Here is a 26,175-nt window from a genome sequence, read left to right as displayed (position 1 = left end):
TGCCATTATTATATACTGCCTAAGAAGCTGCCTTCCTGCGAATCAACGAACAAAAGCAAACCGGCATGTGACATTCCTGTCACATGCCGGTAAGATGCTGCAGCTCATTTTTCCCGCGGGAAAATAAGGGTAAATGTCGAGCCGGCTCCAGGCACAGAAGCTGCCTTCAGTTGAATACTCAAGGAGTCTGCGGCCTGCTTGGCCAGATAGAGTCCCATTCCTGTCGCCGCACTGGACTGGTGGTTTTGCGTGGAGGTAAAGCCCTTTTCGAAGATTCTTGGTAAATCTCTGGCCGTGATTCCCTCCCCGGCATCCTTGATCGAAAGCATCAGATGCCCCTCTGCCTCGCCGCTGATAATCTCAACGTCTGAGCCTTCACAATTGTATTTAACCGCATTCGTTAACAGCTGACGAAGAATGAACGCCGTCCATTTGGCATCCGATACGACGAGCTTCTCTTCCAGCATCAGGTCGAATCCAATGCCTTTACGAATACACCAGGATTGCAATGCTTTGATCTCGCCGTGAAGAATGGCTTCCAGATCGAGCTGCTCAAAATACAGATCCTTCTCCATAAAGGGAATGCGCTTCTGATGCAGCTGGCGATCGAGCAGGTGGTGAATACGAAGCCACTCGTACATCATCTGCTGCCTCAAGGCTTCCTCCGGCAACCGTTCAATCATCAGCTTCATCGCGGTCAGAGGTGTCTTCATCTCGTGAATCCAGGCCAGCATATCGTCCTTTTCCTGCTCCAAAAGCAAGAAATGCTCATCCGTCTCCTTGCGGAAGCGTTCACTCTGGCGGGTAACCGCACTCTGTACTCTCTGCTCCAGCGGGCTGCCAGCCTCCTTTAAACCAGTCAGGTCGTAAGCATGATCCCAGGCATCGAGCTCCCGATAAAATGAGGTTTCCCGCGAATATCTTAATATAACGAAACCAATGCACAGAAGAGTATTCAGGCCGACAGCATACAACACGGGCAGAAATGGAATCGCTGAGTCTACAAAGGCTAGCAGCAGCAGCAGGAGCTGCATGCTCAGCAATAACAGCAGCCAGCTTCGTCTCTCTCTTATAAAATCCCTGATCATAAGTCAGCCTCTTCCGTGGCAATATATCCCTGTCCTGTCCGGGTCTCGATATATTTCTCCAGCCCCAGCGGCTCCAGCTTCTTGCGCAGCCGGTTCACATTGACGGTGAGCGTATTATCGCTGACAAAATGCTCGTTGTCCCAGAGACTGCGGATCAGCTCCTCCCGGCTAACAATCGTATTTTTATGCTCGATCAGAATTTTCAAAATCAGCATCTCATTCTTGGTCAGCAGGACACTGGAGTCTTGAAGGGTAACAAGGTTTTTAACGAATTCAATCGTTGCGCCTTGCCATGAGCGAAGCTCGACCCGCTCTGTACTGTAGTCGTACACCCGGCGAAGAATCGCCTGGATTTTGGCGATCAATACTTCAAAATGAAACGGCTTTTGGACGAAATCATCGCCCCCCAGTTGCATAGCCATGACCATATCCATGGGGTGGTCGCGGGAGGAGAGAAAGATGATCGGCACCTTGGAATGAGCCCGAATTTGTCTGCACCAATGGAAGCCGTCGTATAGCGGGAGCTGGATGTCAATCAGAATCAGCTCGGGCCCAAGCTCGTGAACCTCTTGAAGCACCCGGCCGAAATCAGACACTCCATACACCTCATACGACCATTGCGACAAGCGGGTTTTGATCTCCCCGAATAAGGTTGTATCGTCCTCAATGAGCATAATTTTAAACATTGTTCCACCTCGCGAAGGTCAAAAAAATTTTAATTGGTGATCATTATCATTGTCGGATATACTGATAGAAAAGATAATTTAAGCCGATAAACAATTTTTATTACTACGGAAAGCAGGCGCAGTCATGAAAGTCGATTCAGGCTCAGCACTTTTGAGCAAACCTATCAAATCAAGCTTAAGACCCGCAAAAGAAATTGCAATTATTCTTCTCTCCTCCCTGCTAGTCGCGGCAGGTCTCAATTTCTTCCTTATTCCTCACCAGTTATTATCCGGTGGCGTTGCAGGCGTAGCTTCAATCATCGGATATGTATCGGACTGGAATATCTCCATCTTGTATTTTCTGATCAATGCCCCCTTGATTATATGGGGCTGGAGAGCGGTTGGCAAAAGATATATAGTGCTAAGCCTGATTTCTGTCGTTAGCACCACCTGGTTTATGGCTATTATCCCCCAGGTTCGATTAACCAAGGACCCGATTCTGGCAGCCGTGTTCGGAGCATCATCTCTGCCATCGGTATCGGCATTGCGCTGCGTGCCGGCGGATCAACCGGCGGATTCGACATTGTCGGCTCCATTGTAACGCGCAGAAGAGATATCGCAATGGGCAACATTCTGTTTGTTATGAATGGTCTTGTCATCCTGCTGCTCGGTTTCTATAAGAGCTGGGATTTGGCGTTATATTCCATGCTATCTACCTTTGTCAAAGGCAAGGTTGTCGATATGATTCACGTAGGCCACATCAAGGTAACCTGCTTCATCATTACCAAAAAACGGGACGAGATGCTGTGCCGGCTTCGCAAGCTCCATCACGGAATTACCTGCCTTCATTCGGAGGGCGGCTATAGTGAGGAACGGAATTATACGCTGATGACCGTAACTACTCGCTATGAGCTGGCAGCGGTACGGCAAGCCGTGACCGAGACGGATCCCAAGGCTTTTATGAACGTTGTCCAATCGACTGAAATATTGGGACGATTTGCGAGACCGAAGAATTAGCAGCCTACAGGCTGCAGAATACATAAGAGATGGCTGCAAGTGAAGGTGTCCTTACGACCGCTGTTGTCGTAGGGGCACCTTCACTCTTTTCTGCCACACCCAGGATCCCGGTTTAACCCTCCAAGGCTGCTATCGCTTCTGCGATCGCTTCTTCTACGTCCATCTGACGTTTATCGGACAAAGCACTGCGTTCCGAAAATTCAACCTTTCCCTGTCCTGCCTCCTTGCCGACTATGATTCTAACCGGCAGCCCCAGCAGATCGCTATCCTTGAATTTGACGCCTGCCCGCTCATCTCTGTCATCAAGCAATACATCCGCTCCGGCCTGCCTCAGGCGGTCATACAAATCGCGGGCAAGCTGCATTTGCTGCTCATCCTTGACGGACACGGGAATGAGATGAACCTGGTAAGGCGCCAGGGACAAAGGCCAGATAATCCCATCTGCATCATGATGCTGCTCGATAACTGCAGACAGAAGCCTGGATACGCCGATCCCGTAACAGCCCATAATGACCGGCCTGCTGACTCCTTTTTCATCCAGGAAAACGGCACCCATGGCCTCGCTGTATTTAGTCCCCAGCTTGAATACATGCCCGAGCTCAATTCCGCGAAAGAACTGCATCGTTCCTTCTGAGCAACGCGGACAGCGGTCACCTTCGGCAATACCGGTCAGCTCCAGATTCGCTCCATAGGTACAGCAGTTGCACGCAGCAATAGTGTCCTCTCCGATCTCGGCCAGCGCCATAAATTCATGAGTTCCTCCTTCACCGCCAATCGCGCCTGGGTCAGCTTCCACCGCACGAAATCTTAGCCCACAACGAGTGAAGATCCGATGGTACGCTTCATACATCGTCTGATAAGAGCGGTCCAATCCGTCCAGGTCCTTGTCAAAGGAATAAGCATCCTTCATGACAAATTCCCTGCCCCGGAGCAGCCCGTATCTGGGACGCCGTTCATCCCGAAACTTCGTTCCGATCTGGAACAAGGTTATCGGCAACCGGCGGTAGGAACTGACCTCCTGAGCAACCAAGGAAGTGATCACCTCTTCGTGGGTAGGACCAAGCGCAAACTCCCGGCCATGACGGTCGCTTAGAGAAATCAGCTCCTGTCCATAGACTCCATAACGTCCGGATTGCTGCCATAATTCGGCAGGCTGCATCATCGGCAGCAGTACCTCTTGCGCGCCAGATCGCTCCATCTCCTCTCTGACAATCTGCTCTGCCTTTCGCAGTACCTTTCTCCCTAATGGTAAAAATGTATAGATTCCTGCGGCGACCTGCCTCACCAATCCGCTGCGAAGCAGAAGCTGGTGGCTGACCGTCTCCGCTTCGGCCGGAGCCTCCCGCAACGTACCTTGCAACAACCGACTTTGAAGCATATTCATCTCTCCTACTATAAAATAATGGACTTAATAACTTTTGAACGACCTCTATAATGCAAAAAGACACATTCGTCAGGGACGAATGTGTCGTGGTACCACCCTAATTCGATTGCATAGCAAATATAAGCAATCCTTCATGGATTTAACGGCGCCTGGCCGGTGACTGCTTACTCCTCATCCTATCGGAATATCGGGCATCGGTCACTGCTCACAAGGCAGGATCGAAATTCCGGTGCAGGGCAGCCTTTCAGCAATCGGCTTCCTCTCTGGACTGCACCCTTTGAGCTCGAGACCTTGGTCATAGCATTTTAGCGATTTAATTATTGCTAAAAATACTCGATTCCGGTTCATTAGTCAAGCCCGTTTCCGCACATATCGGCTTACGCGTGGAAATCCTGTCCTGAGGCCACCTGCTGAATATAGCCGGCACGGATCGTAAAGTCTCCGAAATGCTCCTCCGGATTTCTGTCCTTGGCATAATGAGACAGCAGCACCCGCAGCGAGTCAAGAATCTCGCCTTCGCCGATATTTTCCTTATACAGCTTGTTCAGTCGTTCTCCGGCGAAGCCTCCCCCAAGGTACATATTGTATTTCCCCGGGCCTTTCCCGATAAAGGAGAGCTCGGCCAGCGCCGGTCTGGCACAGCCGTTCGGGCATCCCGTCATTCTGATGACGATATTCTCTTCAGAAAGTCCGTTCTCCGCCAGCAGCGGCTCAATCTTGCCAAGCAGCTCCGGCAGGTAACGCTCTGATTCCGCCATGGCCAGCCCGCAGGTCGGCAGGGCTACGCAGGCCATGGAATTGCGGCGAAGCGCCGAATAGCGCAAGCCGTCAGTCAAGCCATATTCGCCGATTAAAGCTTCGATTTTCTTCTTCTTCGCGGTCGTCACATTGGCAATAATCAAATTCTGATTCGCGGTCAGACGGAAATCTCCCGTATGAATCCCGGCAATTTCCCGCAGGCCCGTCATTAACTGATAATCCTGCTCATCCTTAATTCGTCCGTTCTCGATAAAGAGCGTAAAATGCCATTTGCCGCCCGTACCCTTGACCCAGCCATAGCGGTCTCCGTGATCCTCGAAGCTGTAAGGTCTTGCTTCTGCAAGCCCCCAGCCAAGCCGGCTCGTCAGCTCAGAGATAAACCATTCCACCCCGCGGTCATCAATGGTATATTTGAACCGGGCGTGCTTCCGTACAGAGCGATCCCCATAATCCCGCTGAATCGTCACCGTTTTCTCGGCAATCTCAATCACCTGTTCAGGCGTACAGAATCCAATTACCTTCGCAACCTGCGGATAGGTCAGCGGGTCGCCGTGCGTCATGCCCATGCCTCCGCCGACAGCCACATTAAAGCCAGCGAGCTTGCCGTTCTCGACAATAGCGATCAACCCGAGATCCTGGGAGAATACATCCACATCATTGGATGGGGGTACAGCCAGACCAATCTTGAATTTCCGGGGCAAATACACCTTGCCGTAAATCGGCTCCTGCTCCGCTTCCTGACTGTCCAGCACCTTCTCTCCATCCAGCCAAATCTCATGGTATGCCTTAGTCTGCGGCTCCAGGTGCTCGCTCAGAAGGCATGCCCAATGATAGACCTCGGCATGAACATCGGATTGATGCGGATTCGGGTTGCACATCACGTTCCGGTTCACGTCTCCACACGCTGCCAGCGTGGTCAACAGGGAATCATGCACCTCCCGGATCGTCTTCTTCATATTCCACTTCAAGACACCATGGAGCTGAAACGATTGCCGCGTAGTTAAGCGAATCGTCCCGTTGCCATAAGCCTTGGAAATCCGGTCCATCATCAGCCACTGGGCGGGCGTAACCACGCCTCCTGGCGCACGAACACGCAGCATGAACTGATAGGCCGGCTCCAGCTTCTGCTTGCTCCGCTCATTCCGCAAGTCCCGGTCATCCTGCATGTAGCTGCCATGGAACTTCATCAGCCGGTTCTCATCCTCGGGGATCGATGCCGTAATCCGGTCCTCCAGCACTTCTTCAAGCTTGCCTCGCAAGTAATTGCTCCGTATTTTTATATCTTCTACATCACTATGAGGTGCACTGTTCTTGGATAATAAATGATTTTCGGACATAGTAAGCTTCTCCTTTCAATCACGGGTTCTTCTCTTCCCTGCCGACCTAGTAGACATCCCGCTGATAGCGCTGCTGCCGCTGCATTTCTGTCAGCCGCTCTGCCGCCGCTTCCGGCGCAAGACCGCCTTCCTGAATCAGAATTGTCGCAAGAGCGGCGTGAACATCATGCGCCATGCTTCCTTCATCACCGCAGACATAGACCACGGCTCCTTGTTCAAGCCAGTTGAACAGCTCCTTGCTGTGCTCCAGCATACGGTGCTGGACATAAACCTTCTGCTCGGTATCTCTCGAGAAAGCAACGTCCATTCGTGTCAGCACCCCATCCTTCAGCCAGCGCTGCCATTCCACTTGATACAGAAAATCAGTCGTAAAGTGCTGATCTCCGTAAAAAAGCCAGCTCTCGCCTTGTGCGTCGCTCTCTTCCCGCTCACTCAAAAATGCCCTGAAAGGAGCTACACCTGTACCCGGACCAATCATAATAATTTTGGTATTCGGGTCCTTTGGCAACTTAAAGCTCGGGTTATGCTGAATGAACACAGGCAATGTGTCCCCCGGCTGCACGCGCTCTGCCAATTGCACCGAAGTTACACCTCTGCGCTGCCGTCCATGCGCTTCATATCTCACGGCTCTAACCGTCACATGCACCTCTTCCGGTGTTGCCTTGGAGCTGCTGGCAATCGAATACAGCCGTGGCGGCAGCTTGCGAAGCAAGCCGGTCAACGCATCCGGACCGATGCCCTGAAGATGATAGTCCTGCACCAGATCCAGGAGATCTCTTCCCTTTAGATAACCTTTCAAAGCCTCTTCCTCGCCTGGCGATACAAGCTTTACCAGTCCCTCATGTCCGGTGATATCCGCCAATCGGGTAAGAAACGGCTTGGTCAACACCGTGATCTCAAAGTGTCTCAGCAAGGCTTCCCGCGAGGGGAGCAAATCGCCAGATTTGGATACCGGAACCTCCTCCGCACCACTCCAACCCAGTGTTGCAATTAACGCATCCACAAGCTGCGGGTCATTTTCCGGATAAATGCCAAGGCTGTCCCCTGGTTCATAATCCAAGCCGGAGCCTTCCAACGAGATTTCCAGATGCCGCGTCTCGCGCGCAGAGCCTCTTCCGTTCAAATTCAGATTCTCAAGCACTTCTGCCCGGAATGGGTTCTCACGGGAATAAGATGATTCTCCCGCTTCCACTTGAGCTGTGAGATCCTCCGTCTTTAATGCCGCAGACCCCGATCCGGCGGAAAGTGCCGCTGTAACCTGCGAGAACCATGCGCCAGCGTCCTCGCTGAAATCCACATCGCAGTCCACCCGCGGTACAAGCCGTTGACCGCCCAATTCCTCAAGCCGCTTGTCAAAGTCCTTGCCGGTTTGGCAGAAAAACTCATAGGACGTATCCCCCAGCGCAAGCACGGAGAACCTCAGTCCATCCAGCTTCGGAGCCCGCTTGCTGTTCAGGAACTCATAGAACGAAATCGCGCTGTCAGGAGGTTCTCCTTCTCCATGGGTACTTACAATCACTAATAATTGACTCGTCTTTTTTAAATTCCCTGTCTTATAATCACCCATCGACGATAGCGTCACTTGATACTGCTCGGCTTCCAGCGCTTTCGCAAATTTCTTGGCCAAGCCGCTGCTGTTGCCGGTTTGCGAGCCGTACAGAATCGTGATCTCTTTCGATGCCGCAGGAACCGGCGCAGCTGCGGAAGGAGCGGCTGACTGAACTGATACCGCTGTGCTTGCTAAGCCTCCCGAAAAACCTGCCCTAGCAAGAGCTGTCAAATAACCGCTTAGCCATACCCGCTGCGAATCCGTTAATGACGGGAGCAGCCGATTCAGCAGCTCTGTCTGTTCCTGATTAAACGGGCTGTTCGATACTTGTAATTCCAAGCTCATCCACCTCACCAAGCCTACATAGAATTCTGCATTAAATTCCTAGTAACACACTAAGAATTATACTCTCTTGAAATTAGCACAGCTCCTGAAGCTGGTCAATTATAATGATTTTATAGATACTATTAATATTACTGATAGTTAACATAATATATATTACGTTTATTATACAAAGATAAAAAAACCGGAAGCATCAACTGCCTCCGGTTCTTACTTACTTATATTCACTTGCCCCTTTGGTGAAGATCTGGAACATGATGCCGAACTTGTCCGTCACCATGCCATATCCCGGACTGAAAAAGGTCTTCTGGAAAGGCATCTCGATCTGCCCACCCTCTGCCAAGGCATCAAAGATGCGCTTTGCCTTCGACTCCTCATCCGTAGTCAGGCAGACAGACAGCATACCGCCCAATTTGGGAGGATTCCCAGGAAAAGCATCCGAGAACATCATTTCCGCACCATCCACATTCAATGCGGCATGGGATATTTTATCCTTCATTTCTACCGGCAACGGAAAGTCCGGATTATCAGGCATTTCTCCAAAGGTCTGCAGAAACAAAATCTCAGCGCCAAGCGCCTGCTGGTAAAATGTAATTGCTTCTCTCGCATTCCCATCCATTGTTAAGTAAGGTGCCAGTTCTATTGCCATGATTGTCAACTCCTCTAATTTTGTTCATGGCTATCATACTAGTTATTTAATTGATTTCCCACTTCCGCCAGAAATCCGCGGTCTGTCTCCAGGCTTTCTTTGGCCCGGTCAATGGGTTCCTGGTTCATCCGGCCTTCTGCCTGGGCGATTGAACGCTCCGCTTTCTCAAGCGCATTTCGCGCATTCTGCACGGTCTCCTCACTGGGATGAGATTGAGCCTGCTTCACCGCCCGGTGCACGTTCTCAACGGATTGTTGGGCGAGTGAGATGGGATTTTGAGATTGCAAGCTGGAAAATGGGTTTTCCATATGATCTGCCTCCTGTCTGACTGAACGATACATGTACTAATCTGAGACAATAAGCTCAAAATTATTCCCGCTTTGCACCATTCTCATGCCGGGACTATAATAGAACAATAATTTATAGCTTTATAAGTTGAACAAATGACTACGCTTCTAGGGGCAACGTGTGAAGTGTTCTTATGATCGCTGTTGTTCGCAGATTTCTCTGACTGTACTAAGCCATTATAAGGTGGAAATCCGCTCTCAAAGGCGAACGTTAGCACTTCTGTCAGAACACTTCACTCTTATGCCCTGCCAAGCAGCATCTTATAGTTCAACTTATAAAGCAGTCAGAGAAGGAGAAACAGCTTATGTCAGATTTCAGCACACTACTTAACAGCTACGCCGATCTAGTCGTCAAGGTCGGGGTGCATATTCAGCCCGGACAGTCCTTGATCGTTCAGGCGCCGTTAGAGACAGCCGAGTTCACACGACTGGTCGTAGCCAAGGCTTATGAAGCCGGTGCGAAGTATGTACAGGTAGATTGGGACGATGAAGCGATAACCCGTATCCGTTATGAAAAGGCTGCGGACGATTCGTTCGACTATTATCCGAAATGGCATGCCGACATGCTGGAGCGCTTTGCCGAAGAAGGCGGAGCCCTGTTACATATTAAAGTGCCCGATCCGATGCTGCTTAAGGGCATTGACGGCAGCAAGGTTTCCCGTGCTGTCAAGGCCGCAGCCATTGCGCGTCAAGGCTTTCAGCAGTATACCCGCAACAACCGGATCACTTGGTCCCTGATCAAGGCGCCAACTCGGGCCTGGGCAGATAAAGTATTCGCCGACCTGCCGGAAGAAGAGCGAGTGCAAGCGATGTGGGATGCTGTATTCCAGATGAACCGGGTAACGGACGGCGAGGATGCTGTGGCTGCATGGCAGGATCACATTGCTCATCTTAAAGAACGCCAGAACGCCATGAATGCTAAGCGATACAAAAGCCTGCATTATCGCGCTCCTGGAACCGACTTGAAGGTCGGCTTGCCGGAGGGGCATCTGTGGCTCGGCGGCGGCGATTATAATGAAGCCGGCGTTTATTTCGTAGCGAATATGCCGACCGAGGAAATCTATTCCATGCCGCTGCGGACGGCTGTAAACGGTACGGTCACCAGTACCATGCCGCTGAACCTGAACGGCCGCCTGGTCGAAGGCATTCGTCTTACCTTCAAGGACGGCAAGGTGGTATCCTATGAAGCATCTTCCGGTGAAGAGCATCTGGCATCCCTGCTTGAAACCGATGAAGGTGCCAGCTACCTCGGCGAGATTGCTTTGGTTCCCCATGATTCACCCATCTCACGGATGAACCGGATATTCTACAATACCGGTATAGATGAGAACGCCTCCTGTCACTTCGCACTTGGCAGTGCTTATCCTGTGAACATCGAAGGCGGTGCTGCCCTCAGCAAAGAAGAACTGCTGTTGCGCGGCGCCAACGTCAGCCTGACCCATGTCGATTTCATGGTGGGCTCCGCGGAGCTGGACATCGACGGGGAGCTTGAAGACGGCTCGGTCGAACCTGTATTCCGCCAAGGGAACTGGGTTTGATGTCACTTTAAATGAAAAACGCCGCTATATTAACCTATAGCGGCATTTCCTTTTTTTCCCGATACTCTCTAAGCGTTCATATTCTCTACAAATCCTGCTTCCTTCGCAGTCATCTCCACCCATGCCGGTTTGAATCCGCTGGTAATTGCGTTGCGCACCGATTTGATGTTGGACCATGCTGCACAATAAAACGGCACTTTCCCCCGCTGGAGGACCTCCACAGCCAGACGGCTAGTCAATGCAGAAGCAATCCCTTGTTTCCGATATGCCGGTAGAACATCCACCCCAATCTGCCACATCGTCTCGCAATCTGCAGAGCAGCCGGCCAATCCGATGAGCTCTCCCTCCTCATAAGCTCCGATAGCGAGTACGTCCAGATGCTTACGTTTTTCACATAGAGCATTGCCCCATTCGCTTGTGTACAGCCCGCCGAAGCTCTCCGGTGTCATCAGCTTCAGCTCATAGCTGCAATCTAGCGCACGAAGAAGCTTCAGATCGGGAAGAAAATATTCCGCCATGAAGCAAATACGCCGGTTTCTTTTGCGTAGCTCCTCATCCAGAACATGCAGGTTCGGTGTCTCAAAACAGTGCTCTATAGGATACTTATTTATGTAGTCCTGTACGACAGCGGCGATCTCCTCATCCACAGACGCAACAATGTTATGGCCGTAAGAAACTAAATTGCAATAAAAGGGCAGCGTCAAGTATTTTCTCGCATTCGGGTCAGCTGCTGAAGTAACGACCTTATTTTCTTGTTGGCAAAAATCACGTTCATGACAATTCAAATCCAAGGCCGATTGCCGCATAGCGACTTTCAATATATCTTGATTCGTCACGTATAGGTGCCTCCTACTTAGATCTTTTCGATGTATGACATATACATATAATAACAGGCGGGAGCATAAGTTCAATCTTCACCTAATTTGCATACATAACATCATTCCTCAGGAAGAGAGCACGAATTACTTTGGATGGGTGAGTGCGGTAAAAAAAGAAGACTCGCGCGATTCCGTTTCGCGCAAGCCTTCCGGGGTGGGAAGCGATATTAAATATGGTTAAGCAACTTTCCAATTGCTAGGGAACTTTACCAGACAAGAGACCGAGCAACAGCTTCCGTCTCTTTCTTCTTTCACGAGGTTTCATGGTGAATCAACTGCCTTTCCGGATGTGCTTGGAGCATCATTCCGTTGTGCTGTATGATCATTACCACTTCCCACTTACTTATAGTATACCCGTCTCACAGAAAATAAATCACCGCGCTTGGCCCTAATAAATGAACAAATCGTGACTTCGTGCCATGCCACCCGAAAATTAAGACTGCGCCTCTTTAATGTCTTGAGCAATTCGCTTGGCTGTAGCCTCACCATTAGCAATGCAATCAGGGATACCGACACCATAGTACGAGCAGCCCGCCAACAGAACTCCAGGATAAAGCTGTTTCATTCTTTCTTCCAAGGAACGCACCAGCTCCGGATGCTGCAAATGATAATTCGGCATCGCATCCAGCCATTTATAGACAACGCAGGATACCGGCTTTGCCTGAATACCCAAGCTGCGTGCCACATCGGAAAGTGCCAGGTCCAGCAGCTGATCCTCCGTCATGTTCGCCAGCTCTTCAAATCCGGGACTGGTGCTCTTGTAAAAGAGCCTGGTAAGAAGCTTGCCTTCCGCCGACGTATGCGGCCATTTTCGGCTAGTCCATGTACATGCATTGCAGCGGACATCCTCTGAGCCTGAGACAATAAATCCTGTTCCGTCCACAGGCAGCGCATCGTCAGCCAAGTCAAACCCGACGTACACACTAAGCATCGAACCGCCGCGAAGCCTGGAGAAGTCCTCGTTCAGATCCTCATTATTCAGCATGGACATTGCAGCCTGATGCGGTGCGCTGAGCACAATATAATCCGCCGACAAAACAGATCCGTCCCCTAATTGCAACTGGTAGCTTGGGGAATAATCCGCAGATTTTTGAATGCTGTTCACCGGTACTCCCTTAATGAATTCAATATTCTTCAGCTTCTCTTCGAACCGGTCAACCAAACAGCCAAGCCCGCCGTGAAAGGAGAAAAACTTCTTATTTCCGTTCCCCTTAAAGACGTGCCGATTTGCCTCCAACCCCAGCATAATGCTGCCATATTCATTCTTATAATCCAGCAAATACGGCATCGTGGAAGCCAGCGTCAAATCCTTCAAGGAGCCGGAATATACGCCTGACAATACCGGAGCGATTTGCTTGCGAACCAGCTCTTCCCCAAGAAAGGCTTCCAGGAATGCTCCCACCGAGTCTTCTGCGGTGTAGCTTTCGTTCGGCGTGTAAATGTCCCTGAGCGCCTCCACCTTGCCCTCTGCGGAGACCAGCTCGCTCTTGGCCAAGGACTCAAGTCCGATCGGGATGCCGAACACCGCTTCCTCGGGAATCAGCTTAAGCTGTCCTTCCGTGTAAATGTATGATTTTCCTGTAGCATTATAGACAACTTCCTCAGCCAAGCCCAGCTCCTCGAGCAGCGGAACCGTATTTTGCTTGCGCGTAACGATAGAGTCCGCCCCAGCCTCCATAATAAAGCCCGATTCATGAATCGTATGTATTTTCCCGCCCAGCTTCTCCTTCGCCTCAACGACCACGATTCGAAGCTGCTCCTGTCCTCCAGATAACTCCCGCTCTAAATAATACGCCGCTGACAGGCCGGTAACTCCCCCGCCAACAATGACAACCGTCTTCAATCGTTTCCACCTCAATCAGAGAAATGTTCACCTTTCTTGTCTATTCTTCATGATACCTTAATCAACCCGGACGAACAATGCAAGCGAAAAAAGCTGCCTTCAGACCGTTGATCTGAAGACAGCCTTGAGGCCCGTCTCCCTTTACTTAGCTGTATAATGCAATATTGCATCCCTAAGCATCAATGCCGCTCCTTCGAAGTGCGAATCGTAGTAGGCTTTGAAGCGCTCATCTTCTACATACATCCGGGCAAGGCCTGAATGAGCCTCCTTGGAGTATTGAGGCCACGTGAAGCTGAGCCAGTGCTTGTGAAGGTCAGCCGCACGCTGTGCCGCTTCTCCTGCCGGGTCTCCGCTTTTCATCGCTACCTTCAAGGCTGCAAACAATTCCTTTTCCGTCTGCTGCATATCATTGTACTGCGCTTCACTCAGGCTGCCAAACCTGGCATTGGATTGCTCCACGGCTTCCTCCCCATACTTTTCCCGAATCTCGGCACCGTATTTCTGCTCGTTTTCCTCCAGCAGCTTCTGCTTGAAGCCTGCAAATTTATCCTGATCCGTCATCGTCGTTCTCCCTTCCCGCGCATCAAGCGTCTGATCAATGCTCGCAATCAGCGCATCGAGTTGTCTTCTTCTGTCGAGGAGTTTGCCACGATGCTCCCGCAGCGCATCTTCTCCGTTAAATTCCGGATTATGCATGATCTCGCGAATATGCTCCAATGGAACGTCAAGCTCCCGGTAGAACAAAATCTGCTGCAGCAGATCCACCTCGTTCTGACCGTATATCCGGTACCCGGACGAGTTCGTTCTCGCCGGCTTGAGAAGGCCGATCTCGTCATAGTACCTTAACGTTCTTGTGCTGACTCCCGCGAGCCTGCCGAGCTTTTGAATCGTGTATTCCATGTGCTTCCCTCCTGACAAACCCAGAGTACACCTTGACGTAACGTGAAGGTCAATACCTAAATTTAAAAATTATATCTATGCTTCTGAATTACATGTGGACAGCATGATACCCTAAGGAGATAATTTATTATACGATTGCTGCCAAATTTGATGGAAATCAAGGAGGATCATGCCGTGGACAACTTTACGAGCGAAGAATTAAAAGAAGCGTTACGGGCGCTTGAATCGACGATAAGTAAATGTGAGAAAGCCCTGCCGAAGCTGAAAGAAGGCACACCTCAGCACACACTGCTCACGCGCAGGATCAAGGCGCTCCATATCTCAACAGCACTAATTAAAAGAGAATTGAATTAGGGGCCCAAACAAATAAATGTCGTATCTCTAATGTTATTATCGCCTAGAGGTGAGCATTGTGAAAATAGACCGTCTCATCGGAATTATTACCATATTACTGCAAAAAGACAAAGTAACGATTCCGCAATTAGCAGAAAGGTTTGAAGTATCAAGCCGAACGATTCAGCGCGATATCGATGATCTGTGCAAAGCAGGCATCCCTATCGTATCCATGCAGGGATACGACGGAGGAATTTCTGTTGCAAAGGGTTATAAGCTGGATAAAACCATCCTTACAACAAATGAATTGCAGGTCGTATTAGCCGGAATCAAGAGCATCGACAGCATTTCCAAGACCTCCTATAGGCAAACCATAATTGAAAAATTCTCCACGGATAAAGATACCCTTAGGGCTGAGCAAGACGTGATTTTAATTGATCTGGCAGCATGGGATCAGGAAGGGATTACGGATAAAATAGAGCAAATTAAGCAGGCGGTCCTCCATCAGGAGGTCATTTCATTCCTTTATCATTCGAATAAGGGCGAATCGAAACGCCGAATTGAACCCTATTTCATCGTCTTCAAATGGGCTGCCTGGTATGTTTATGGATACTGTCTTTCTCGGCAGGCTTATCGTCTATTCAAATTAAATCGTATATGTCAATTAGCGCGCACGGCAACTCGATATGAGCCCCGAAGGCTTCCCGAGGGAAAATTGGACCTCGAACGATATTTTCGGACCGAAGAGATGACCTTAGTTGCTTTGTTTGAAGACACTGCCAAATATCGGTTGATCGAAGAATATGGACCGGAATGCTTTACAGCAACCGAATCCGGTAAATTGCTGTTTCAAAAGTCCTTTACCAATCCGGACTATGCAACACAATGGATTTTGAGTTTTGGAGATAAAGTAAAAGTGATAAGTCCTTCTGAATTAGGAGCAGACATCTATGCGCAAGCAAAAAACATTTTAAAGCAATACGAGTAACCTGACATACTGTTGTCGTGTTCCTTGTACCATACTAAACTTATTAATCCAAGCTGCAGCTTAAGGAGGTAATTTAATGAACAGGATAACGATCATCTGTTTAGGTGTTGAAAATATGGAACGGGCCATTCGCTTTTATAAGGATGGATTAGGCTTTCAGACGAAAGAAACCCGGTACGACCCTCCGGTCATCTTTTTTGACACGGACCAGGGGATCAAATTGGAGTTGTTTCCGGTTGATTTGCTGGCTAAGGATATTAATGCAGACAATCCTCCGCCGATCCGCCCCGGATTTTCAGGGATAACGCTGGCCTACAATGTGAACAGCAAAGAGGAAGTTCACCAGATTATTGCATTAGCAAGAGAGTCCGGAGCTGTCATCGAGAAGGAGCCGCAGGATGTTTTTTGGGGCGGATATCATGCTTATTTCTCCGACCCGGACGGCTACTATTGGGAAGTCGCCTACAACCCGGAAATGATCGTTGAGGAAGACTGAAATAAAAGAGCCCCTGGCTGGACAGAGTCATCCAACCAGGGGCTCTATGATTATAAGGAATGATTACCAGGCATATGCCTTCGGAGCGGCTCCTCCCGGTCCCGGGAAAATTTCATCCAGCCGCTTAAGCTCGCTTTCACCCAGCTGGATCTCGACGGCGCGCAATGCGCCCTCTAGCTGCTCCAGTGTTCGCGGCCCAATAATCGGGGCCGTCATCGCCGGACGTGTCAGCGTCCAGGCCAAGGCCACATTCGCCTCGCTCTCGCCCAACTCCTTGCAGAACGCCTCGAAGGCTTCCAGCTGGGCGCGGTAACGTTCTACGCGCTCCGGATTGTTCGAGCGTCTGGAGCCCTCTATCGGATGCAGTGCATGTCCGCTAAGCAGACCGCCGTCGAGCGGACTCCAGGCGATAACCCCGATGCCGTGCTCCTCTGCCGCCGGAAGCAGCTCCAGCTCCGGCAAGCGGCACAGCAGACTGAGCTTGTGCTGCTCGGACACCAGGCCAAGCATGCCCTTTGCTTTGGCTTCGTACTGCGCCTTCACCAGATCAAAGCCGGCAAAATTACTGGAGCCCACATAGCCGATCTTGCCTTGGTACATCGCGATTCTAAACCCTTCCCACAGCTCATCCCAACTTACATTTCGATCCACGTGATGCATCTGATACAGCTCGATATGGTCCGTCTGCAGTCGACGAAGCGACTCCTCCAGATGGCGCCGCAGCTTGTACGAAGACAATCCGCGTGCTTGATTGGGTCCGTCATGCGGGTTCGTCTTCATCTCTCCAAAGAACTTGGTAGCAAGAACTACTTTTTCCCGACGTCCTCCGCCCTGAGCGAACCAGCGACCGATAATTTCCTCTGTCCGTCCGGAATTCTCCCAGCCGTACACATTGGCCGTATCAAAAAAGTTAATACCTGCATCCAATGCCGCATCCATAATCTTGAATGCTTCCTTCTCTTCCGTTTCTGTGCCGAAATTCATGGTTCCAAGACAAAGCTTGCTGACCTTCAGACCTGATCGGCCTAAATTGGTAAACTCCATTCTTTCACACACCTTCCGAAATGAATTAGGATCTATCAACTGTTATTCTATTCCTATCAAATACTTGATGCAAATCCATTACTCCTACGCAGCATTTATAGTTCAACTTATATAGGTTCTATATATTCACTCATCTTCTGGTATGATAAATGATATCTATAACAAAGATAGGAAAGGTCAACCGCTTATGAGTGCAAAATTAACGCGTCAATTTATCAAGCTTCTTTGTGGCCGCATCGCTTATGACCGAGGAGAAGCTTATTACCGTCACAAGAAGGTCGATCTCACTCCTGTGGGACAGGACGGGCAGCAATTCCACGCTGTCGTACATGATATCGATACCTGCTTCGTGCATATTGATCTGTCTGCAAAAGGAAATGTCGCCGCGCAGTGCAGCTGCGATGTCTATACCTCTCTTCATAATTACTGCAAGCATATTGCAGCTGTTTTGCTGGCTATCTTTGATGATCAGCAGCATATGGGAAGAGAGATTGAGCATGAGCCTGTGATGGATTCAGGCGCTTTAAGCGCCTCCCCTTCCCGGCCCGATTCCACCGGCAAGGACGTATGGCTAACCCGCGACCTGATCGGCTTGTTCGATCCGCGCTCCCATCGCCGAAAGCCGGCAGAGGTGCGGTTTGACTCCCGTATGCGACTCCAGGTCGAGTTCATTCTAAGACCCTATGCTTACAGAGCCCATCGGCGATTGCTTGCCGTGGAGATGAAGCTCGGAGTCTCGAGGCACTATATCGTCAAGAATATTCTGGCCTTTCTGGATTTGGTAGACCGGGGGCAATCGTTCTCGTTCACACCCCAGTTCGCCTATGATCCGGAGAAGCACAGCTTCGATCCTCAGGATTACGAGATCATTCGCGAGCTGATTGCTATTTCAAAAAATGAACAGATCTATTCCGGTGCGATTCCGAGCCAGCCTCACGGAGCCGGACGTCGCCAGGAAGAACGCTTGATGGTTCTCCCGCCTTATGCCTGGAATCGGCTTCTTTCCCTGTTCATGAACTCTTCCTCTGTGAAAGTGGAAGATCGCCAGGGCGGGGCTATTCCGCTGCAGCTCTCCTATCATCCCTTGCCCTTACGCTTTGAAGTTCGCCCGTCCGAGGACCATGGCAGCATCCTGGTAATCCACGGTCTGGAGGAGCTTGAGCTATATGCAGATTACGGGCTTGTCCGATATGAGGATGCCTTTATCCGCCTGGAAGAGGAGGAATGCCGAAGACTTGCTGAAATGAAGGGGATGATGGATGCCTCCCGAAGAGATTATGTCCATGTTCCCGGGGAGCAAATGGAGCCCTTCATGCGCAGGGTCGTGCCCGGCCTTGCCAAGCTCGGCAAGATCCAGGTTGCGGAGGAGGTCAGCAACCGGATTAAACGGACGCCCTTAAAGGCCAAGCTGTTTCTGGACCGGCTCCGTGAACGGCTGCTCGCCGGGCTGGAGTTCCATTACGGCAATGTGGTGCTGAATCCCCTGGAAAGCGTAGAACAGCAGCGCGGAACGGAGCATATCCTGCTTCGGGATGATGAACAGGAGCGGCTTATTCTGGAGCTCATGGAGGGAAGCGGCTTTACCAAGACGGAAAGCGCCTATTATCTTGACAACGAGGAAGCCGAGTATGATTTTCTCGTTCATATGCTTCCTCGGCTGGAGCAACTGGTTGAGGTCTATGCCACTTCAGCAGTGAAGGTCCGGGTCAAGCCGGCACCTGCGCCGCCAAAGGTTTCCCTTGCTCTTGGAGAACGAACAGACTGGCTGGAGCTGACCTTTCGGCTGGACGGGATCTCGGAACAGGAAATCCGGGAGGTCATCCAAGCGCTCGAAGCAAAGCGGAAATATTACCGTCTTCCTGATGGGGCCCTGCTGCCGCTTGAAAGTGCCGAATTCCAGGATATTGTCCAGTTAATGAATGATGCCGGGCCCTTTCTCCCATCGGAAAAGAACGGAGCGAGCTTCAAGCTGCCCGTTGCCCGCGGACTTCAGATGGTGGATGAAGAACGATATGGAGGCCTTATTCATTTGGATGGCGCCATTGGAAAAATGATCTCGCTGCTTCGGCATCCTGAAGAAATGCAGGTTCAAATACCGACCGGGCTTGCCCCGGTTTTGCGGGACTATCAACGGCTTGGCTTCCAATGGATGAGCATGCTGGCCTCTTTCGGCTTCGGCGGCGTACTCGCAGATGATATGGGGCTGGGAAAGACCCTGCAGAGCATTGCCTTCCTGCTATCCAAGCTGGAAGAGATTCGTACGGACCGATTGCCTGCTTTGATCGTGGCTCCTGCTTCTCTAGTCTATAACTGGCGGAATGAGCTTGTACGGTTCGCTCCGGATATAAGGTGCACCATTATTGACGGAGCCAAGCCTGACCGTGTTCGGCTGCTTCGCTACTTGGAAGAGAATGATGTCCTGATTACGTCGTATCCTCTTCTTCGGATGGATGTTGAGCTGTTCGCAGACGCTTCGTTCCATACGCTGATTCTTGATGAGGCCCAGAGCTTCAAAAATTATGCAACCCAGACCGCCAAGGCCGTCAAGACGCTTCGGGCCCGGCATCGATTCGCCCTGACCGGAACTCCGATCGAGAACTCGCTTGAGGAGCTATGGTCGATCTATGATGCCGTCTTCCCGGCGTTGTTTCAAAGCCGCACTCGCTTTAATGACCTGCGGAGAGAGCAGATTGCGCGGATGATCCGCCCCTTCATGCTGCGCAGATTAAAGAGCGATGTTCTGAAAGAGCTGCCTGAGAAGATCGAATCGCTGCAGTCCAGCGCCTTGCTTCCGGAGCAAAAGAAGCTGTATGCAGCTATGCTGGCCCAGCTCCAGCAGGATACGCTCAAGCATCTGAATGATGACAGCTTCGAGAAAAACCGGATTCAGATCCTTGCCGGAATCACCCGACTGCGGCAGCTCTGCTGTCATCCTGCGCTGTTCGTTGAGGGCTATCAGGATAGCTCTGCCAAATATGAACAGCTGCTTGAGATCATCGAGGAAGCATTAAGCGCGGGAAAACGGATGCTTATTTTCTCCCAGTTTACCGAGATGCTAAGTCTGATCGGAAGAGAATTAGGCTACCGGGGAATTCCCTTCTTCTATCTTGATGGCAAGACACCGCCTGAGCAACGGGTTGAGCTATGCTCCCGCTTCAATGCGGGCGAGAATGATGTCTTTTTGATTTCCTTGAAGGCAGGCGGCACAGGCTTGAATCTGACCGGCGCAGATACCGTGATTCTCTACGATCTATGGTGGAATCCCGCCGTCGAACAGCAGGCGGCGGACCGGGCTCATCGCATGGGACAAAAACAGGTTGTCCATGTGCTCCGGCTTGTTGCCGAGAATACGGTGGAGCAGAAAATGTACGAGCTTCAACAGAAGAAAATGCATCTGATCGACGAGGTTCTCCATCCGGATGAAGAGTCATGGTCCAGCCTGAATGAACAAGACATCCGCGAAATCCTGAGCCTCTGACAAGCCTGCTTCTGATGCTGGAAAAATTCATGTTTTTATTTACCTCTATCGGGTAACTATAAGTATGGGTTAACTACAGTACAGTCAGAAGAAGGAGGAAGTATCATGCCGCAGCATAATCAGAGCAGTCATACCCAGGATGAAGCTGAACTTCGCAATAAACGGGATCACGATGGGGATTCACTTGCGGAAAAGAAGAAGCTGGAGAATGGTGTGGATATCGAGCCGGAAGCCGATGAGTGGGTGGCCAAGCCGGTTGCCTATAACGATTCCGATTCTCAAGGCAAATAACGTTCCCCCCGCCGCCCGGGTAACCGGGCGGATTTTTTACTTTAACAGCCCCGCCTCCTGGAGGAAACCTCGCACGATTTGCTTCTGATACCTGATTCTGGACGCCCGCGAAAGACTCCAGCATGTTTCGACCGTTACCGCTTTAGCTCTAAGCAGGCGTGTTGCCGCGGTTCGTGCGGAGCCTGGAAGCTCATGCAGGCGCCGGTTAAAATGATGGTTTCTGTTCGGGATAGCTGCATTCACTTTCCGAATTTGCCTTTGAACTGCAGGAATAGCCGGGCTGCGTGGATTCGTGATCAATGTCTGCCCGAGCACACGCGAGCTTAACTGAGACAAGCCGTTAGCTTCGTGCAAATCCAGGAACCAGCTTGGGGATACCTGCCGGGCCAGCCCGAATACCGCTCTGGCAAGTCCGTTTCGTCCTTTGCTTCCGGAATGTCTAGGAAATTGCCGGTTAAGATCGGGTCGTCCCCGCACCTTTCGGCGATATGCCTGCTGATTGACTAGGGGCACAATCACAAGCCTTCCTTTCATAAGTCGCAGCTCTCCCCTTTTCAACTGTTTAACAAGCTGCTGCGCAGCGGCGATGCTGGCGGTCTCGTTCCCATGAACACCTGAAATAATCATGGCAGCAGGGCCCGATCGGTCAGCTCGAAAGTCATAATAGGTAGTAGCGTATCCAGATCCCGGAGCGAGCTGCAGGGTCAGAAGCTGCATTCTCATCATCTCCTCCTCATTTCTACATAACCCCGCTTCTCTCTGCGTCAGCTTATCCTATGCATTTGGCAGCATTTCTGTATGGACTCTCGTCTCTTTCCTGGCTGCTTATAAATCTGCACAAAAAACGCCTCCGGACCGTTTTATACGGGTCGAAGACGTTTTGAAGATACATTTTATTATTTTGCGACTCTGACTCGGACCTCGAGCGGTGCGAATTCTTTGTCGCCGGCTTGAGCCGCAATCCCGCCGAACGGCATTTGAGCAATCAGCTTCCAGGAGGACGGCACATTCCATTCCTTGGCAACCTGCTCATCCACAAGCGGATTATAGTGCTGTAATGAAGCTCCCACTCCTTCGTCGGCCAAACCTGTCCATACGGCCAGCTGCAGCATGCCTGAGGACTGCTCCGACCACACAGGGAAGTTATCCGCATAGAGCGCAAATTGCTGCTGTAGCCCCTCAATGATAGCCTGCTCTTCAAAGAACAGAACCGTCCCGCGGCCGCTGCGGAAGGAATTCATCTTATCCTCGGTGGAGGCGAATTGGCCTTCTGGCACCACTTTCCGAAGCGTCTCCTTCGTCAGATCCCAAAACTTATCATGCTGCTCATCAAACAGAATAAGTACTCTTGCACTTTGCGAATTGAAGGAGCTTGGCACATACTTGACTGCCTGACCCACAATCTCCTCAATCCGCTCCTGCGAGACCGGAATTTCCTTATTAATAGCATAGATACTGCGGCGTTTCTTCAGTAAATCAATCATACTGCTCATCTGTTTTCTCTCCTTCTACCTGAAATACGTTTATTTTACCCGAACGGCCAAAATTAAACCACTGACTATCTATTAACTAGAATTGGGTTATAATGGTAGTAATAGACGCTTGAGGAGGCTGCGGATGCCCAAGACGAAAATTTTTATCAGTTCTGTGAATGAGGACGGATTAAAGCCCCTTCGCCAAAAGGTGTACCATCAGCTTAAACAGCTTGGCCACGAGCCCCTGATGTGGGAAGAAAATCTGGGCCCTTGGCTTGGACATGTGGATCCGGTGCACCGTTGCCTGGAGGCCGTAGAAGAAAGTGATATCTATTTGCTGTTCATCGGAAGTCAAGCCGGCACTTATTACGGGAATGCCATGAGAACCGTCACCCATATGGAATTCATAAAAGCTTGTGAGCAGGGCAAGCTGATTCTTGTCTTTGCCGATATCGAAGTCAAGCAATGCTATTTCGGCACGGTAAAGCCGATACTTGAGCAGTGCATTGAGAAATATGTGGCATCGGAGTCCCGCTTCCCCCCTCCGACCCATCTGATTGAGCTGCTTCAAGCTGACTTCAGAATTCCATCTGGCATCGACCCTTACGTATGGTATTTTTACTATGATATGACACAGCGCAAGGTGTACATTGATGATTTGACCTTAGGGGTGCCGATCGACTGGGAGATGTACTTCAGCGATTTGCTGCGCAGAGGCTCCCTGCTGTTGCCGCTGGAGGATTACATTGAACAAACATCCATGCGGCTGGAGCAATACGACGATGCATTTGAGCTCATTACTTCACTCCTTCCTTCCATGCAATTTACAGGATTGGAGCAGCCTGAGGGTGCGCTTGAAAAGATCAGACGCATGCTGAAGGGTGGAGATATTGAACAGGTTTACGGGCAATATATGACGGAGTGTATCGGTTACTATCGCGATTGCTGTGCGGCAACCTTATATACGCTTCTGGAGGACATGCTCTATTTGGATGCTGCCTCAGGCAATGCGGTTCCTGTACCCGAGTTCAAGCTGGATGATCAAAGCTCTTACATGGCTCTGACGGTTCAGATGGGCAATCCGGCCGAACAAATCTATTATAAGGAAGCCAAAGCCATGTTCTACCATTGCATCTTCTCGGGTTCCAAAGTGCTTACCCTTCACTATCCGGCTGACCCGGACTGGAACGCCAGGAAATTCATCCATTACAAAGAAAGCGTTAATCGTGCTATACTAAGTAAAAATCCTTTAATTATCGAGTGGATCAAATTATTTCTGGGAGGGTTGAAGCGATGAGTAGTGTATTTGTATCTAAAAACGGGAAGGTTAGCAAAGCGGTAGGCCTTCAGCCCAAGGATGCCCTGCTATTTGTTCCGGAGGAGCGGAATTCCTCGCATATCTTGAAGGAGCAGCGCTCAGCCATGAAGCGAAGCAGTAAACAGATCAAGGACCGGTTCGCCTTGGCGACCAAACGGGCCTGAGCTTGATGAATACGAACGTCCCCGCTGGAACCCGGCAGGGACGTTTTTTTACTATAAAATTTCACTATGTAAGTTGAACTATGAAAGCTACGTAGAAAGGGCATAAGTGTGAAGTGTGCTGTAGAAGTGTAAGCGTTCGCCTTTGTGAGTGGATATCTACCCTAAAATATCTTAGTTCAATTAGAGAAATCCGCGAACAACAGCGATCGTAAGCACACTTCACACGTTGCCCCCAGAACGTAAAAATTCAGTAGTTCAACTTATAAGTCTAGGATACCAGTTTCAGGCCGACAGCTGCGCATAGCACCATGCTGATGAACACGATTCTTCTCCAATCCTTGGATTCATTGTACAGAACCATTCCCAGAATTGCGCCGCCTGAAGCGCCTATCCCTGTCCATATAGCATAGGCGGTTCCCATCGGCAAAGTCTCCATCGCATAGGCCAGGAAGACAAAGCTCAGCCCGAATCCGACAACGAGCATGACTAACGATTGCCATTTCTGATCCTTGTGCCACTTATTGATCATCGTAACGCCGAACATCTCAAAAAGTCCGGCCAGCACTAATGTAATCCAGGCCATCAGGATTCAGCTCCTTCCTGTGCTTGATCCTTCGTAACCAGCTTCAGTCCGATCACGCCTGCCAGCAAGAGCAGGATTAGCAGAATCTTGGCCAATTTAAACGGCTCGCCAAAAAACAACACTTCCGACAAGACGGTCCCGGCTGTACCCAATCCGACAAATACCGCATATACCGTTCCTACAGGCAGCTTCTTGCCCGCCATAATCATGCCATAGAAGCTAATAACAATCGCAATAATCGTCCCGCCCCATGTCCAGAAGCTGTCCGCATGCTTCAAGCCGATGACCCATAACACCTCAAAGAATGCGGCCGCAAATACCTTAATCCAATCCTTGTTCATGAAAAACACCTCCGGTTTGTATGATGATCTGTTCCGGTCTTCCGTCGGCTTGCATGGAGCCAAAAAAGCCCGGAAAGATATCAAAAAGATATCCTCCCGGGCTTTTATCCCTCCGTGTCCGCAGCATGGCTGCGTGTTCTCTCTCGGACCATGGACCGGCAAGCGCCGCGGAACCCTAGAGAACAAACTGGAATTCATATTAACCCGTACGGGCCCGGATGTCAATAGTAGACTTGCGGCAACTTGTAACTCTCGAAGCTTTGTTCTAACATAGATAACGAGCAATTTAATCTGTTCAATCGATATAGAGATGAGGAGTGGAAGAATGAACACCAAATTATTTTCCCCTTATACGATCAAGGAAGTAACCTTCAAGAATCGGATCGTTATGGCGCCGATGTGCATGTATTCTTCCCCAAATAAAGACGGTAAAGTCGCAGACTGGCACCGGACTCACTATGCAACCCGTGCCGTAGGCGGCGTTGGTCTTATTATACTGGAAGCTACAGCCGTTACACCGGAGGGCCGCATTAGCGACCAGGATCTCGGGATTTGGAGCGATGAGCATATTGCAGGACTCAAGGAAATCACCGATCTGATTCACCAGCATGGGGCCAAGGCAGGAATCCAGCTTGCCCATGCCGGACGGAAAGCGGACCTGGAAGGAACCATTTATGCTCCTTCTGCTATTCCTTTCCCCGATATGAAAACACCAGCCGAAATGGACAAGCAGCAAATAGAGCGGACTGTAGAAGCCTTCGAGCAGGCGGCGCGCCGCGCCCGGGAGGCCGGGTTTGACGTCATTGAGCTTCATGCAGCGCACGGTTATTTGTTGAACCAGTTCCTCTCCCCGCTGACCAATCATCGTCAGGATGAATATGGCGGGAATCCGGATAATCGCTACCGTCTGCTGGGTGAGGTGATTGAAGCCTCGAAGTCCGAATGGAGCGGTCCAATCTTCGTTAGAATCTCGGCGGAGGAATACGATGAACAAGGCAACCATCTGGATCAGTATCTTGCTTATTCACAACAAATGAAAGCACAAGGCGTCGATTTGATCGACTGCAGCTCAGGCGGCGTGGTCCCTGCCAAAATTAATGTCTTCCCTGGCTATCAGATCGGCTTGTCCGATGCAATTCGCAACCAAGTCGGCATCCCTACCGGAGCTGTCGGCCTGATCACAACAGCAAACCAGGCAGAGGAAATCCTGGGCAATGGCCGGGCGGATCTGGTGCTGCTCGGTCGTGAACTGCTGCGGAATCCGTATTGGGCATTAAATGCGGCGAAGGAATTTGGCGCTGACATCGAGCGTCCAAGACAATATCTTCGCTCTTAATACAGCCCTATCCTGGAGATGGAGTGATTCGA

At 50.5% G+C, this 26,175-nt stretch carries 25 protein-coding genes, 2 pseudogenes and 1 riboswitch; of the genes and pseudogenes, 12 read left to right on the top strand and 15 right to left on the bottom strand.

Features of this window, described 5'->3' with window-relative positions:
* Positions 1–104: 104 nt before the first annotated feature.
* Both TX85_RS07790 and TX85_RS07785 read right to left on the bottom strand, forming a co-directional pair.
* A complete protein-coding gene (locus tag TX85_RS07790; protein WP_044478535.1) occupies positions 105–1,088 on the bottom strand; it encodes a sensor histidine kinase in 984 nt (327 codons plus the stop codon).
* Positions 1,085–1,774 carry a response regulator transcription factor gene (locus TX85_RS07785; protein ID WP_044478534.1) on the bottom strand — a complete coding sequence of 230 codons (690 nt, stop codon included), beginning with the start codon at positions 1,772–1,774 and terminating at the stop codon, positions 1,085–1,087. Before TX85_RS07785 ends, TX85_RS07790 begins: the two co-directional genes overlap by 4 nt.
* A gap of 124 nt (positions 1,775–1,898) precedes the next feature.
* Here TX85_RS07785 and TX85_RS07780 point away from each other — a divergent pair.
* Both TX85_RS07780 and TX85_RS28065 read left to right on the top strand, forming a co-directional pair.
* Positions 1,899–2,497 (top strand): annotated as a pseudogene (locus tag TX85_RS07780) (YitT family protein); the annotation flags it as partial.
* Entirely contained in the window at positions 2,495–2,770 is a 276-nt protein-coding gene (locus TX85_RS28065; RefSeq protein WP_316244890.1) for a YitT family protein, read from the top strand. The pseudogene TX85_RS07780 and the gene TX85_RS28065, both read left to right, overlap by 3 nt.
* A 112-nt stretch (positions 2,771–2,882) precedes the next feature.
* Here the strand turns inward: TX85_RS28065 and proS are convergent, their stop codons facing one another.
* The 5 genes from proS to TX85_RS07755 form a co-directional block, all read right to left on the bottom strand.
* Entirely contained in the window at positions 2,883–4,148 is a 1,266-nt protein-coding gene (proS, locus tag TX85_RS07775) for a proline--tRNA ligase (protein ID WP_044478533.1), read from the bottom strand.
* A 383-nt stretch (positions 4,149–4,531) separates the two neighbouring features.
* Positions 4,532–6,250, bottom strand: a complete 1,719-nt coding sequence (gene cysI / locus TX85_RS07770; protein ID WP_044478532.1) for an assimilatory sulfite reductase (NADPH) hemoprotein subunit — start codon at positions 6,248–6,250, stop codon at positions 4,532–4,534.
* Positions 6,251–6,296: 46 nt separating this feature from the next.
* Complete coding sequence (locus TX85_RS07765) at positions 6,297–8,138, bottom strand: assimilatory sulfite reductase (NADPH) flavoprotein subunit (RefSeq protein WP_044478530.1); 1,842 nt, start codon at positions 8,136–8,138, stop codon at positions 6,297–6,299.
* Positions 8,139–8,355: 217 nt separating this feature from the next.
* Positions 8,356–8,790, bottom strand: coding sequence for a VOC family protein (locus tag TX85_RS07760; protein WP_044478529.1), 435 nt, complete (start codon positions 8,788–8,790; stop codon positions 8,356–8,358).
* A 38-nt stretch (positions 8,791–8,828) separates the two neighbouring features.
* Entirely contained in the window at positions 8,829–9,098 is a 270-nt protein-coding gene (locus TX85_RS07755; protein WP_044478528.1) for a hypothetical protein, read from the bottom strand.
* 344 nt (positions 9,099–9,442) lie between these two features.
* On the opposite strand from TX85_RS07755, the gene TX85_RS07750 reads away from it, so the two are divergent.
* Positions 9,443–10,675, top strand: coding sequence for an aminopeptidase (locus TX85_RS07750; RefSeq protein WP_044478527.1), 1,233 nt, complete (start codon positions 9,443–9,445; stop codon positions 10,673–10,675).
* Positions 10,676–10,743: 68 nt separating this feature from the next.
* On the opposite strand, the gene TX85_RS07745 is transcribed toward TX85_RS07750, so the two are convergent.
* The 3 genes from TX85_RS07745 to TX85_RS07735 all read right to left on the bottom strand — a co-directional run bounded on the left by TX85_RS07745 (position 10,744) and on the right by TX85_RS07735 (position 14,296).
* A complete protein-coding gene (locus TX85_RS07745) occupies positions 10,744–11,511 on the bottom strand; it encodes a GNAT family N-acetyltransferase (protein WP_044478526.1) in 768 nt (255 codons plus the stop codon).
* A 475-nt stretch (positions 11,512–11,986) separates the two neighbouring features.
* On the bottom strand, positions 11,987–13,396 hold the full coding sequence (gene hemG / locus TX85_RS07740; RefSeq protein ID WP_044478524.1) for a protoporphyrinogen oxidase: 1,410 nt from the start codon (positions 13,394–13,396) through the stop codon (positions 11,987–11,989).
* Positions 13,397–13,537: 141 nt separating this feature from the next.
* The gene (locus tag TX85_RS07735) at positions 13,538–14,296 is read right to left on the bottom strand and encodes a MerR family transcriptional regulator (protein WP_044478523.1); all 759 of its coding nucleotides are present in this window, start codon (positions 14,294–14,296) and stop codon (positions 13,538–13,540) included.
* Between the two features lie 174 nt (positions 14,297–14,470).
* On the opposite strand from TX85_RS07735, the gene TX85_RS07730 reads away from it, so the two are divergent.
* From TX85_RS07730 to TX85_RS07720, 4 genes and pseudogenes are all read left to right on the top strand, one after another.
* Positions 14,471–14,650: a hypothetical protein gene (locus tag TX85_RS07730; RefSeq protein WP_044479892.1), complete on the top strand. Its 180-nt coding sequence runs from the start codon at positions 14,471–14,473 to the stop codon at positions 14,648–14,650.
* A 49-nt stretch (positions 14,651–14,699) separates the two neighbouring features.
* Positions 14,700–14,861, top strand: a pseudogene (locus tag TX85_RS28160) (helix-turn-helix transcriptional regulator); the annotation flags it as partial.
* Positions 14,862–15,617 (top strand): helix-turn-helix transcriptional regulator, encoded by a 756-nt coding sequence (locus TX85_RS07725; protein WP_233500644.1) that lies wholly within the window; start codon positions 14,862–14,864, stop codon positions 15,615–15,617.
* Positions 15,618–15,693: 76 nt separating this feature from the next.
* The gene (locus TX85_RS07720) at positions 15,694–16,113 is read left to right on the top strand and encodes a VOC family protein (protein ID WP_044478520.1); all 420 of its coding nucleotides are present in this window, start codon (positions 15,694–15,696) and stop codon (positions 16,111–16,113) included.
* A 63-nt stretch (positions 16,114–16,176) separates the two neighbouring features.
* On the opposite strand, the gene TX85_RS07715 is transcribed toward TX85_RS07720, so the two are convergent.
* Positions 16,177–17,157 (bottom strand): aldo/keto reductase, encoded by a 981-nt coding sequence (locus TX85_RS07715; protein ID WP_044478518.1) that lies wholly within the window; start codon positions 17,155–17,157, stop codon positions 16,177–16,179.
* 187 nt (positions 17,158–17,344) lie between these two features.
* Between TX85_RS07715 and TX85_RS07710 the strand changes: the two genes are divergently transcribed.
* Positions 17,345–20,635: a DEAD/DEAH box helicase gene (locus TX85_RS07710; RefSeq protein ID WP_044478517.1), complete on the top strand. Its 3,291-nt coding sequence runs from the start codon at positions 17,345–17,347 to the stop codon at positions 20,633–20,635.
* A 105-nt stretch (positions 20,636–20,740) separates the two neighbouring features.
* Positions 20,741–20,926: a hypothetical protein gene (locus TX85_RS07705; RefSeq protein WP_044478516.1), complete on the top strand. Its 186-nt coding sequence runs from the start codon at positions 20,741–20,743 to the stop codon at positions 20,924–20,926.
* Between the two features lie 36 nt (positions 20,927–20,962).
* On the opposite strand, the gene TX85_RS07700 is transcribed toward TX85_RS07705, so the two are convergent.
* Together TX85_RS07700 and TX85_RS07695 are read right to left on the bottom strand one after the other, a co-directional pair.
* Positions 20,963–21,649 carry a succinylglutamate desuccinylase/aspartoacylase family protein gene (locus TX85_RS07700; protein WP_316244880.1) on the bottom strand — a complete coding sequence of 229 codons (687 nt, stop codon included), beginning with the start codon at positions 21,647–21,649 and terminating at the stop codon, positions 20,963–20,965.
* A 173-nt stretch (positions 21,650–21,822) separates the two neighbouring features.
* Positions 21,823–22,419 (bottom strand): nitroreductase family protein, encoded by a 597-nt coding sequence (locus TX85_RS07695; RefSeq protein WP_044478513.1) that lies wholly within the window; start codon positions 22,417–22,419, stop codon positions 21,823–21,825.
* A gap of 124 nt (positions 22,420–22,543) precedes the next feature.
* Between TX85_RS07695 and TX85_RS07690 the strand changes: the two genes are divergently transcribed.
* Together TX85_RS07690 and TX85_RS07685 are read left to right on the top strand one after the other, a co-directional pair.
* Entirely contained in the window at positions 22,544–23,698 is a 1,155-nt protein-coding gene (locus TX85_RS07690) for a DUF4062 domain-containing protein (protein ID WP_044478512.1), read from the top strand.
* Positions 23,695–23,883 carry a hypothetical protein gene (locus TX85_RS07685; protein WP_044478510.1) on the top strand — a complete coding sequence of 63 codons (189 nt, stop codon included), beginning with the start codon at positions 23,695–23,697 and terminating at the stop codon, positions 23,881–23,883. Before TX85_RS07690 ends, TX85_RS07685 begins: the two co-directional genes overlap by 4 nt.
* A gap of 268 nt (positions 23,884–24,151) precedes the next feature.
* Here TX85_RS07685 and TX85_RS07680 read toward each other — a convergent pair whose 3' ends face one another.
* Complete coding sequence (locus tag TX85_RS07680) at positions 24,152–24,466, bottom strand: DMT family transporter (protein ID WP_044478509.1); 315 nt, start codon at positions 24,464–24,466, stop codon at positions 24,152–24,154.
* Positions 24,466–24,807 carry a DMT family transporter gene (locus tag TX85_RS07675; RefSeq protein WP_044478508.1) on the bottom strand — a complete coding sequence of 114 codons (342 nt, stop codon included), beginning with the start codon at positions 24,805–24,807 and terminating at the stop codon, positions 24,466–24,468. The genes TX85_RS07680 and TX85_RS07675 overlap by 1 nt, the downstream gene beginning before the upstream one ends.
* A 91-nt stretch (positions 24,808–24,898) precedes the next feature.
* Positions 24,899–24,997: riboswitch (guanidine-I (ykkC/yxkD leader) on the bottom strand.
* Between the two features lie 135 nt (positions 24,998–25,132).
* Here TX85_RS07675 and namA point away from each other — a divergent pair.
* A complete protein-coding gene (gene namA / locus TX85_RS07670; RefSeq protein ID WP_044478507.1) occupies positions 25,133–26,143 on the top strand; it encodes an NADPH dehydrogenase NamA in 1,011 nt (336 codons plus the stop codon).
* Positions 26,144–26,175: the final 32 nt, after the last annotated feature.

This window comes from Paenibacillus antibioticophila (genome assembly GCF_000455265.1).
Lineage (GTDB): Bacteria > Bacillota > Bacilli > Paenibacillales > Paenibacillaceae > Fontibacillus > Fontibacillus antibioticophila.
Note: the sequence above shows the minus strand (reverse complement) of the source record. Positions and strands in the feature narration are given on the sequence as shown.